Origin of the sequence: uncultured Fibrella sp., from assembly GCF_964250085.1 — a bacterium.
Lineage (GTDB): Bacteria > Bacteroidota > Bacteroidia > Cytophagales > Spirosomataceae > Fibrella.
The window spans coordinates 471,271-483,428 of record NZ_CAXUEC010000002.1 but is presented as its reverse complement, the minus strand read 5'-3'; the positions used below and the strand labels follow the sequence as shown (position 1 = coordinate 483,428).

Annotated in this window: 9 protein-coding genes; 8 read left to right on the top strand and 1 reads right to left on the bottom strand. The window is 54.3% G+C overall.

Annotated features, from left to right (window positions below; translation table 11 throughout):
- Window positions 1-15 precede the first annotated feature (15 nt).
- The 8 genes from ACFE8Q_RS07525 (at window position 16) to ACFE8Q_RS07490 (ending at window position 11,216) form a co-directional block, all read left to right on the top strand.
- Entirely contained in the window at window positions 16-1,920 is a 1,905-nt protein-coding gene (locus tag ACFE8Q_RS07525; RefSeq protein WP_375444755.1) for a heparinase II/III family protein, read from the top strand.
- A 47-nt stretch (window positions 1,921-1,967) separates the two neighbouring features.
- Window positions 1,968-3,485, top strand: a complete 1,518-nt coding sequence (locus ACFE8Q_RS07520; RefSeq protein ID WP_375445149.1) for a beta-galactosidase — start codon at window positions 1,968-1,970, stop codon at window positions 3,483-3,485.
- Window positions 3,486-3,544: 59 nt separating this feature from the next.
- Complete coding sequence (locus ACFE8Q_RS07515) at window positions 3,545-4,810, top strand: polysaccharide pyruvyl transferase family protein (protein WP_375444754.1); 1,266 nt, start codon at window positions 3,545-3,547, stop codon at window positions 4,808-4,810.
- 121 nt (window positions 4,811-4,931) lie between these two features.
- Complete coding sequence (locus ACFE8Q_RS07510) at window positions 4,932-5,858, top strand: nucleoside hydrolase (RefSeq protein ID WP_375444753.1); 927 nt, start codon at window positions 4,932-4,934, stop codon at window positions 5,856-5,858.
- 63 nt (window positions 5,859-5,921) lie between these two features.
- Entirely contained in the window at window positions 5,922-7,301 is a 1,380-nt protein-coding gene (locus tag ACFE8Q_RS07505) for a DUF1080 domain-containing protein (protein WP_375444752.1), read from the top strand.
- A gap of 132 nt (window positions 7,302-7,433) precedes the next feature.
- A complete protein-coding gene (locus ACFE8Q_RS07500) occupies window positions 7,434-8,747 on the top strand; it encodes a Gfo/Idh/MocA family protein (protein WP_375444751.1) in 1,314 nt (437 codons plus the stop codon).
- A 67-nt stretch (window positions 8,748-8,814) separates the two neighbouring features.
- Entirely contained in the window at window positions 8,815-9,540 is a 726-nt protein-coding gene (locus ACFE8Q_RS07495; protein WP_375444750.1) for a DUF4886 domain-containing protein, read from the top strand.
- A gap of 71 nt (window positions 9,541-9,611) precedes the next feature.
- A complete protein-coding gene (locus ACFE8Q_RS07490) occupies window positions 9,612-11,216 on the top strand; it encodes a choice-of-anchor Q domain-containing protein (RefSeq protein WP_375444749.1) in 1,605 nt (534 codons plus the stop codon).
- A gap of 194 nt (window positions 11,217-11,410) precedes the next feature.
- Here ACFE8Q_RS07490 and ACFE8Q_RS07485 read toward each other — a convergent pair whose 3' ends face one another.
- Window positions 11,411-12,148 carry an IclR family transcriptional regulator gene (locus ACFE8Q_RS07485; protein ID WP_375444748.1) on the bottom strand — a complete coding sequence of 246 codons (738 nt, stop codon included), beginning with the start codon at window positions 12,146-12,148 and terminating at the stop codon, window positions 11,411-11,413.
- Between the last annotated feature and the right edge of the window lie 10 nt (window positions 12,149-12,158).

Genomic DNA, 12,158 nt, shown 5'->3' with positions numbered 1-12,158 from the left:
ATTAATCAATGATTTATGATTATAAATAGTCGTATTCTCTTCTGGATCAATATCCTTGTTTTAAGTACTTTGTCGGGTATGTGCCTGGCTCAGAACGGGGAGCTGAACGTACCTGAGACCTACGTGAAAACGATACCGGCTCACCCCCGTCTGTTTGCCAGTGCCACCCGGTTCACTGCCTTAACAAAGCAAACCGACTCGGTATCCCGGCAACTCAAAGCCTACATTCAACATGAAGCGGAAAAAGCACTGACCGCCGACCCACTCGTTTATCCCTCGACGGGCTTTAAGTTTGGGCCGATGCGAGCAGTGCAGGGCCGTATTCTGGCCCTCGGGATGGCTTACCGGCTGACGGGCGACAAACGTTTTTTCGACCGGGGCCGTCAGGAACTGCGTCAACTGGCTGCCCTGCCCGACTGGGCACCCAACCATTTTCTGGATGTGGGTGAAGGGGCAATGGCCGCTGGCGTTGGCCTCGACTGGTTCTACGACGACTTATCGCCCACCGACCGGGATCAGATTACCCAGGCTATTGTCAGGAATGCGCTGCTTCCTTCGCTCAACGTACCTGAGGGAAATGGAAGCTGGGTAGCCGGCGATTTCAACTGGACTCAGGTTTGCCACGGCGGCCTCACGGTGGGAGCGCTGGCCATTGCCGAACGCGAACCCGCCCTGAGCCGACAGATCATTAACCGGGCCATCAAAAACGTGCCGCATGCCGGGGCTGTGTATGCGCCCGACGGCGCTTATCCCGAAGGGCCAAGTTACTGGTCGTATGGCACCACCTTTCATGTGTTACTTATTGAAGCACTGCGCTCGGCGCTGGGCAGTAGTTTTGGCCTCGAAGAGTTTCCCGGTTTTCTGAAAACGGCTGATTTTAACCTGCAAATGGTGGGGCCTAGCGGGCTCGATTTTAACTATTCGGACTACCATCTTGAGACGCAGAACGAGCCGATCATGCTGTGGTTTGCCCGCGAGAATCGGCGCCCCGATCTGGCCCGTCAGGAATTGGCCGATCTGCATACGCTTTACCGCGATGCGATGACCAACACCAAAAGCCGGGTACATGAGAACCGCCACACGCCACTCGCCCTGCTGTGGTGGAACCCTTCGCTGGCGGCCAAATCGGCCGGTACATTTTCGCCGCTGCACTGGACATCACGGGGAGTATTGCCTATTGCTGTGATGCGTTCGGCTTCCAATGACCCGCTGGGTACGTTCGTGGCCATGAAGGGCGGTACGCCAAACCATTCACACGCACACATGGACGTGGGGAGTTTCGTGCTCGAAGCCGACGGCGTGCGCTGGGCGATCGATCTGGGAACGGAGAGTTACGACAAAATGCGGGCGGCCAAACTTGACCTCTGGAGTTACGCCCAAAACAGTACCCGCTGGACCACCTTCCGCGTTGGTCCCGAAGGCCATAACATTCTTCGCTTCAACAACGCCTTGCAACAAATTGACGGGAAAGCCGAGATACGGGAGCTTCCGGCCAGTGGAAAAGCGATAGGTAATGTGGTCGATCTTAGCCCTTTGTACGCTGGTCAGGTTGCCAGTGTTCAGCGTACGGTTCAGCTCAATGACGACCGGTCGGTGACGCTGCATGATGAATGGACAACGGCCGACAAACCAGTGGCTGCTTCGTGGCAGTGGCTGACCAAAGCAACCGTTAGCCGGACTGAAAAGGGCCTTTTGTTGCAGCAGGACGGTAAGTCGCTGAATCTGCTCATCCACGCATCAGGCAACGACTCAGGTACGTATACCATCGATATCGACGACGTCTCGCCCGCGCGCAACCCGCAGGATTCGCCCAATCCGGGTGTGACCCGGCTGGTGGTTCGGGTGGCGTCGCCGGCAAAAATGACCACTAAACTGGATGTGCAGATTGTACCCGGCAGCGTTGCTCAGGGTCGAAAATAGCGCCTGACCATCAGGTGAAAATTATGGCTTCTAACTCAATACCTTTGCTGAATTCATTCACTTTGCCGGCCGCCTTTGGCCTGGCCGTTTGCCTGTTGACCAGTGTATCTGATGGCGTGCTGGCTCAGAAAATTGATACGTCGCCCGATCGGGTGAAAACCGATTTTGCCGTTTCATTACCCCGCCTGGGCACCGTCAAGCCGCGGAGTACAGACGAGATTCCGTCGTCGAACTGGTTGGTTGGCTGCGAAACGCTCGACCGTGATTTCGCGGATTATGACCAGTATAAAGAGTATCTGGTGCCGTTGGGAATCAAACGGTTACGGATGCAGGCGGGTTGGGATAAGACCGAAAAAGTGAAAGGCGTCTATGACTGGGCCTGGCTCGATCACATCATCGACGATGCCCATAAACGGGGGTTGAAACCCTGGCTGCAAACGTCGTATGGCAACCATAATTACCCCAAAGGCGGCGGCTCGAATCTGGGAGCTGGCGTGCCGACGTCGCCCGAAGCACTCGCCGCCTGGGACCGTTGGGTAGAGGCTCTGGTGAAGCGTTATAAAAACAAAGTGGTGGACTGGGAAATCTGGAATGAGCCCAACTTCGGTGATAACCTGGAAAATACACCCGAAAAAGCCGCTGCGCTGAACATCCGTACCATCGACATCATCAAACGGATTCAGCCCGAAGCGAAGGTGTCGGGTCTGGGGCTTGGGCACATTGGCCTTGAGTATGCCGACCGGTTTTTCAAGGAACTGGCCGCGAAGAAACGGATTAACCTGTTCAACAATTTCACCTATCATGATTACGCCTATAACCCCGATTCGCACTACCCCAGGGTGATGCAGTTGCGGGCGGCACTGGACAAATACGCGCCAAACATCCCGCTGCGGCAGGGCGAAAACGGGGCACCATCCAGCCCCGGTTTCGGACGTGGTGCGCTGGGCGATTACGACTGGTCGGAGCTGACGCAGGCCAAATGGTATACCCGCCGGATGCTGGGCGACCTGGGGCACGACATCGAAACCAGCGTGTTTGGTATCATCGAAATGGCGTATACCAACGGCCCTATCAACCGGCTCAACTACAAAGGACTGATCAAATCAGACTCGACGAAGCGGGCTATTCGCCCTAAAATAGCCTACTATGCGGTGCAGAACGTGACGTCTGTTTTCGACCATACCCTGGCTCGAATCAAGAAACTGGACCATACCTACAACAGAGATTATGTGCCAGCCAACAAAGGTGACGTTAGCTATTCGGGCAGCACCGATCGTAGCCTGGCTGTGTACGGATATCGCCATAAAACGTCTGGAAAACAGTTGTTTACGATCTGGAGCAATGATTTTATTCCCGTTGAATCGAACAAAACCCGAAAGCTCACCTTCACGTTTGCCAACGCCGATTTCGACCAGCCGGTTTACGTAGACATCATCACAGGCGGGGTGTACGACATTCCGGCCAGCCAATGGAAAAAGACCGGCTCGACCTACACATTCAGTGATATTCCAGTCTATGACGCGCCTGTCCTGATTGCCGACAAAAGCCTGATTAAACTACAGTGACAAACCTGGGTACGTTGAAGAGCGTATTCCAATAAGCTCGTTTTATGAACCATACAGTGATGGCAAATCGGAGATCGTTCATTCGTCAGGCGGGCCTGTTGAGTGCCTCGTTGCTGGCTTCGCGCATTACGCTGGCGAGTGGAAAATCCGATCCGGTCATTCTATTCACGTCGGGTTGGCAGGATGTCAACATTGGTGATATTGCCCACACGCCCGGCCTGATTGCGCTGTTGAAAAAACGCCTTCCGCAGGCGAAGCTGATCCTCTGGAAACGCAGCCGCAGCGAGAAAGTAGAGACGATGCTGGCGCACTATTACCCCGACGTGAAAATCATTCACGGCAGTGTGACCGACAACGTACCTGAATCGCAGGATGTGAAGCAGGCATTTCAGGACGCTGACTTCTTTCTGCACGGCTCCGGTCCAATGGTTGTCGCGCTCGATTATCTGGAGGCGTGGCATGCGCAGACGAAAAAACCGTTTGGCCTCTTCGGCGTCACCATCCAGGATATTTATCCGAGGCTGAAAACGCTGTTGTCGGGCGCGTCGCTGATTTTTACCCGCGAAACAGCATCCATCGAAGCCCTGCGCAAAGCTGGTCTGTCGGGCAATTACATCGCCTTTGCGCCCGACGCCACCTTTGCCCTGACCATCCGCGATGACGCCAAAGCCAACGCTTTTCTGGCGGCTAACAACTTAAAAGAGAAGCAGTTCATTTGCGCTATTCCCCGGCTTCGCGTTACGCCCTATTACCGGATCAGTGCTAATTCGGGCTGGAGCGAGGCGAAAATAAAAGAGGTTGATGAACTGAACGACAAGTGGAAAGAGGCCGATCACGCCAAACTCCGCGAGGCGATGATTGCCTGGGTACGTGCCACCGGCAACAAGGTGCTGGTTTGTCCCGAAATGACGTATCAGGCCGATCTGCTCGACGAATTACTGATCGACCCGCTGCCTGCCGACGTGAAAGCGAAGGTCGTAAAACATGGCTACTGGCTCCCCGACGAAGCGGCAGCGGTGTATGCGCATGCCCACACGGTGCTGAGCTTCGAGTGTCATTCGCCCATTATAGCGGCTGTGAACGGGACGCCCTGTTTCTACCTCCGACAGCCGCAGGATACCATCAAAGGCCAGATGTACTACGATCTGGGCCTGGGCGACTGGACATTTGAGATTGAGCAAACAACCGGTAAGCAGATTGCCGACCGGCTGATGGAGGTGACGACGAATTATAGAGCGGCACAGAAAAACGTGCAAAAAGCACTGGCTAATGTGAACGATCGCTATGACCAGACATTCAGGCTGTTGAAGCAAACCTGGCTGTAACAACCTGTTCGTTTCGATGAATATCTATCCGCGACTGGTATGTGACACGCCAATTTGTCTATATACCCTTGAGATGTAGGGTAAGTCATTTCTTAGAATTCCGTCGATGCTAAACTGCCCAATGCGCACTTTGAGTCTTCTTTTCCTGCTTTTTAGTGTCACTGCCGTAGCGCAGCCGCAGAAGGTATGGCTTGACGCGGATACCGGTAATGAAACCGACGATGTGTACGCCATAATCCGGCTACTGGCCGAGCCAGCCGTGACGGTGGTGGGCCTTAGTTCGGCTCACTTTAACAATGCCGATCTGGTGGCGTTCGACAAGTGGAATCAGTACCCGACAAAGGCGATCAGTACGGTGGCGATCAGTCAGCAACTCAATGAAGACATTCTGCGGGTAATGGATAAAACGGTTATTTCGCACCCGCTGGGGGCTGACCGGCAGATCGGACGCGCCTGGGGCGGGGCGGCACCCCGGCCGTCGGCGGCTACGGAAAGGCTGATTCAGACGGTGAAGCAACTCGCGCCGGGCGAGAAACTGGATGTGCTTTGCCTGGGGGCTCTGACCAATATCGCCTCGGCCATCCTGATCGATACCACGATCCTTTCGCGGATCAGGTTGTTTGCGCTGGGGGCCAGATACGACAGCCAGCAGAAAGTCTGGAATAAAAACGAATTCAACATTCGGAATGACCTGAACGCGTTCGATTATTTGCTGAACAACCGATCTGTCGACGTCACGCTGATGCCCATAAACACCGCCGCGCCGTACCGGTTTGCCCGCGATACGATCTACCGCAAGGTAGACGAATCGGTGGCGATTCAACGGATGCTTAAAGAGCGCTGGGAAGAGACAAATCCGCAGGACAACGTCCGCACATTATGGGATCTGGCGCTGGTGGAAGCCTATTTGCTGCCCGAAAAAGCGATTGTTCAGGATGTGCTAACGCCCCCCGAAAACACGCAGCGGCTGATGAAGGTGTACAGTAAAGTGGATGAAAAAGCATTGACGGATGATTTCTGGCGGGTTATCAGGCAATTGAAAAACTGAGCGTACCGTGCGTAAACAGGAAGCAACAATTGCTTACTCAACCGGACGAATACCATAAACCAAATGAAAAAACTGACTTTATTGCTCCTGCTTTTAACGAGTAGTCATTTTTTAGCCACGGCACAGGCGCCGCTTTCCACCAAAAAATGGACGAGCCTGTTTGACGGTAAATCGCTGAAAGGCTGGAAACAGGTGGCGGGCACGGCTACCTACGCCGTTGAGGATGGCGTTATTGTGGGCCGAACCGTGGAGAAATCGCCCAATACGTTTCTGATCTCGGAGCAGGAATACGGCGATTTCGTGCTTGAACTCGACGTGAAGATCGAAGACCTGGGCTCAAACTCCGGCATTCAGTTTCGGAGCCAGTACGACCCGGCTGGTCGGGATGGGAAAGGCAAGGTGTTCGGCTATCAGTATGAACTCGACCCCTCGCCCTGCAAATGGACGGGCGGTATTTATGACGAAGGCCGCCGCGACTGGCTGTACCCGCTGGGCCTGAATCCGTCGGCGCAGAACAGCTACAAACATAATGAGTTCAACCAGGTCAGGATCGAGTGCGTGGGTAACCAGATACGTACCTGGGTGAACGGAACGCCCGCCGCCTACCTGGTCGATAACGTGGATAGCAAAGGTGTCATCGCCCTGCAGGTGCATGCCATCAGCAGCCCGGATAAAGTGGGGAAGAAGATTTACTGGAAAAATATCCGCATTAAAGGCGCGACTAAATCAGCCGATGATTTTCCGAAGGACGGGTACGTTGTCAATACCATCCCCAACGCGCTGACGGATTTCGAGAAAAAGAACGGCTGGAAACTGCTCTTCGACGGGCAGACGTCGACGGGTTGGAAATCGGCGAATAAAGCGACTTTTCCTGACAAGGGCTGGGTGATTCAGGACGGTACCATTGGGGTCAACGTGGTGGAGCCTAAAGAAGGAGCCAGAGGGGGCGATATCGTCACGACCGATCTGTACAGCGCGTTTGACCTTAGTTTTGAGTTTAAGCTGTCGCCGGGTGGCAACGGCGGCGTGAAATACTTTGCGGGGCCTGCGCAGGGCGATAAAGGGCCAATTGTTGGGTTGGAATACCAGGTTCTGGATGATAAAGTACACCCCGATGCCAAAGCGGGTCGCGATGGAAACCGCACTGAAGCGTCGCTCTATGATCTCATCAAAGCCGATAAGCAACCCCGGTTTGTCAGGCCGGTTGGTCAGTGGTGTTCGGGTCGGATTGTCGTTTATCCGAACAACCACGTTGAGCATTACCTGAACGGCATGAAAGTGCTGGAATACGACCGTGGCTCACCGGCTTTTCGGGAGTTGGTGGCCAAAAGCAAGTACAAAGACTTCCCCAATTTTGGTGAAGCGCCCGCCGGCCGAATCCTCCTCCAGGACCACGGCGACGTCGTGAATTTCCGAAGCATCAAAATTAAAAAATTTAACTAAGTCTCACCGGGCGGTGCCCGGTGCAAGTGGATGCTCCGCTTATGAATGCATTAGCTGTAGCCCCAATTTATGGAGTAGCAACGCATCCACTTGCACCGGGCACCGCCCGGTGAGAATGAACTCCTTTTCACCATGGATCGCAGAGATTTTATCAAGAAGACAGCCGTGGCTACGGCCAGCACCACGATTTTGAACTTCCCTATTTATGGGAAGAACGCGCCGAGTAACAAGGTTGTGGTAGCTATCATGGGCGTCAACAGCCGGGGAGCGTATCATGCCAAATCGTTCTCTAAACTGCCAAACGTCGAGGTGGCGTACCTCTGCGATGTCGAAGATAAAGCCATCAAAAATGGTCTTGATGCCGTAAAAGATGCCAGTCGTCAGCCAGCGATCATCAAAGACATTCGTCAGTTGGTGACGAAGAATGATTTCGATGCGCTACTCATTGCTGCTCCCGACCACTGGCACGCCCCCGCCGCGCTGATGGGCGTGTCGAACGGCAAGCACGTGTACGTAGAAAAACCCTGCGGCCACAATCCCTATGAGAGCGAGATGCTGATCGAGGCGCGCAACAAGTATGGCAAACTGATTCAGGTGGGTAGCCAGCGCCGGTCGTTTCCCACGTTGATCGAGGCGGTGAAGGAAGTGCGCGGCGGCATTATCGGCAATCCGTATTTCGCCAAAGCGTGGTACACCAATTCGCGCAAACCCATTGGCGTGGGTAAAAAAGTAGCCGTGCCGTCGACGCTCGATTTTGAACTGTGGCAGGGGCCGGCTCCCCGAATGCCGTACCAGGATAACGTGGTGCCTTACAACTGGCACTGGTTCTGGAACTGGGGTACGGGCGAAGCCTGCAACAACGGTAATCACGAAATCGACTGCTGCCGCTGGTTCATGGGCCTCGACTTTCCGACGAAAGTGACCTCGTCGGGCGGACGGTATGCTTACAAAGACGACTGGCAAACGCCGGATACGCAGGTGGCCAGTTTTGAGTTCGAGAACGGAAAAGCCATTACGTGGGAGGGGCGTAGCTGCAACTCATTCCCGGTCGATGGCAGCGGCCGTGGATTCATCATCTACGGCGATAAAGGCACGCTGGTGAATAAAGGCGGCGGCGATTACCAGGTATTCGACGATAAGAATAAGCTTGTCAAAGAGATCAAGCCGGGTACCAAACTGGACCCAAACAACACGGTAAGTGCCACCGGCGATCTGGAACTGACTCACTTTACCAATTTCGTGGACACCATCCGGGAGAACGCCAAGCTGACCGCGCCCATCGAAGAAGGCCACAAAAGTGTGCTGCTGTGTCACCTGGCCAATATCTCGCAGCGAACAGGCAGCACCCTGCACTGCGACCCGACCAACGGACATATCAAAGACAACAAAGCCGCCATGCAACTCTGGAAGCGCGAGTACGCCAAAGGCTGGGCCATGACGGTGTAATGGTGTAAGAATTATAAACACAGCGGCGGTCCGCCGCTGTGTTTATAATTTCCCAATCCTCCATACTATGACCAACCTTCGTCTTCTGCTGCTCTGCATAATCCTGCTGGTATCCGGGCAACAAACCCTGTTTGCCCAGCGTGATTCGGTGCGGGTACTGTTCATTGGCAATAGCTACACCTACGGCAACGACCTGCCCGACTTATTGGCTCAGTTGATGGTCGGTAAAGGGGTGAAGTTCGGCTACGAGTCGATTACGGCCGGTGGAGCAACATTGCAGAAGCATTGGGAAGAAGGTAACGTGCAGGCGGCTATTCGGCGGAAACCCTGGGATTTTGTCATTTTGCAGGAACAGAGCACGCGCCCTTTTACGAAACGGGAGGCCTTCTTTCAATACGCCCGACTGCTGGACGCCGACATAAAGAAGACGAAGGCCAAAACGCTGTTTTACGCCACCTGGGCGGCCAAAGCATCGCCCGATGAGCAGCCGAAACTCACCGAAGCCTACCAGACGATTGCGAACGAAACGGGTAGCCTGATGGCTCCGGTGGGGGAGGCCTGGAAACTGGCCATCAGCGATAGCCTGACCCTGCACGGCCCCGACGGACGACATCCAAATCTGGCGGGGACGTACCTGGCGGGTTGCATGTTGTACCGGGCGATCACCAGCAAAAAAGCCAACGGGTTGCCCCATCAGATCATCCGCAATGGCAAACCGGCAGTCGGCTTATCCGAGGAGCTAGCCGACCGCCTGCAACGCATTGCCGATAAAGTACCGGTTGACTGGAAGTAAAGGAATTAGTATGCGTTTTTCCGGGAAAAACGGAGTCAGCACCCTTTAACAGGTATACTGACTTCGACCGAATGAAAGCGCTATTCCTACTCGTCCTGCTCTCGCTGGGAGCCTATCAAACGTTTGCCACTGATTACTACGTGTCGGCCTCGGCGGGTAATAATACCAACGATGGCAAGTCGACGGCGAAACCCTTCCAGACCATTCAGCGCGCTGCCGACCTGACCAATCCCGGCGATACCGTATTCGTGCTGAACGGCGTATACAGCTCAATATCCGGCCCGGTACTGAACGTCACCCGCTCTGGATCGGCAACCGGTTATGTTACATTCAAAGCACTGAAAGGCCACACGCCCAAACTGACCGGCTCTGGCAATGTCTGGAACACCGTATCCATCAACGGTTCCTACGTCGTTTTCGAGGGTTTCGAACTGATCGGTAATAACGCCAACCTGACCTATGCCGATGCACTAGCCTCGTATACCGAAGCCAAAGCGGGCGGCACCAACTGGTCGGCCTACGCGAATTATAACACCAATGGTATCTCGATCGGCGGGCCAAACACGGAGTCGAAATTTCCGCATCATGTAACGATCCGTGGTTGCAAAGTGCATGATTTTCCGGGTGGCGGCATCAGCTCGATCCAGGCTGACTATACCACGATCGAAAACAATCTGGTGTATAATAACGCCTGGTATATGATGTATGGCGGCAGCGGAATCAGTATACTGACTCCGTTCAATTACGATAAGCTGACCACTTACAAGAACATCATTCGGAATAACATCTGCCATACCAACAAAACCACCATTCCCTGGGTAAGTCTGGGCCGACTCAGCGATGGTAACGGAATCATCATCGACGTAAACCAGCATAGCTACACCGAACAGGACGCCACCACACCCAGTGCCAACGCCTATACCGGGCGAACACTGGTGGAGAACAACGTGAGTATCAACAATGGCGGGTCGGGCATTCACGCCTTCAAGGCCGACCATGTCGACATCATCAACAACACCGCCTGCAACAACGGCACGGTAGTTGGCTACTCCGAAATTTTCGCCAATACCTGCACCGATGTCAACATCCTGAATAACATCATGTATGGCCGTGACGGAGGCGACTGTAATTCCAACAACAGGAACGTCAGCGTGCTGTATGACTACAATATCTATTTCAACGGCAAAGTAGCCGTGAAAGGGGCCAACGACGTAGTGGCTGATCCCCAGTTTGTGAACCGCACCCTGGACCTGGCTACCGGCAATTTTGCCCTGAAAGCTACCAGCCCCGCCGTGGATAAAGGAACCAACGTACCTGGCCAGTTTAGCCGGACCGACGTGTTGGGAGTCAGCCGCCCGCAGGGGATCAGGCCTGATGTGGGCGCGTACGAATACCGGGATCAGGCCAGCGTTATAACGGCTATTGCCGAAACGACAGAAACGATCAGCTTATCACCCAACCCGGTCGATCACGTCTTGACGGTGAAATGGACCAACGTACCTGGAACCACTGGCAGGGCCGAGATCGTAAATTGCCTGGGGCAACCGATTAGCCAGGATACGCTCACCGGGGCCACAACGTACCTGAACACGCAGAAACTCGCCAGCGGCATGTACCTGCTACTGATCTACCGCGACGACAAACTGGTTAACGTCAGCAAGATACTGAAGCAGTAGGTAACACTGACTTTAGTCGGGGACGCCTAGTCGGGGACGCCTGGTCGGGGACGCCTGGTCGGGGACGCCTGGTTCGTACCGTAATGACTGATCGAAATCTCTCGTTTACATAATTGCTTTTCAATGAGCGTTTGGTGAGTTATGCCATATCTCCAAGATATGGCATAACTCACCAAACGCTCATTGAAAAGCAATTATGCATCCAGCCGTTCATTGATGGTCAGAGAGGCGCGTTTTAAAGCCAGTACGATGTCGTGTTGGCGGGCGGCAGAGCAGCGAATTTCCGGCAGGAAAATGCTTAGACCCGCGATTACGTGCTTCTGCTTCCGGATGGGCACGGCCAACCCGATAATGTGCGTTGGCGATACCGTGATGCAAAGCTCCTGGTCCCTGATTTTCTGTAATTCTCCCTCAAGGCCAGCTTGTGTGTCAGCCTCTGGCCAGACAGGCGAGGGAGGCAGGCCGATGGTGGCAATCAGGTTGTCACGGTCTTTGAGCGGCAGGTAGGCCAGCAACAGCCGACCCGTTGCTGTTTCGTAGAGGCTGCGCTCGGTGCGGCTACGTACCTGCAAATCCTGGTCGCTGTTGACCAGATGCACGATGAACCGTTTCTGGTTTCGGATAACCCCTAGAATCGACGTCTCGTTGAATTGGGCCGTCAGCTCATCCATCACTTCCTTCGCCGCCGCCACCAGGTGTTGGCTGTACGACAGGTTGTTGGTCAGATTATAGGCCATAGGCCCAAGCCGATACCCTTTCTTACGGCCCAGATGCTCCAGATAGCTTTTCTCAACCAGCGTCTGCATGATGTTGACGCAGGTAGCCTGATGCATATTCAATCCCTCGGCAATCTCCGTCAGGGAATGCGCCCGATCGGCATCACGGGCAATAAACTCCAGAATATCAAGGGCTTTAACAACAACGAGAACCATAATTCAATGA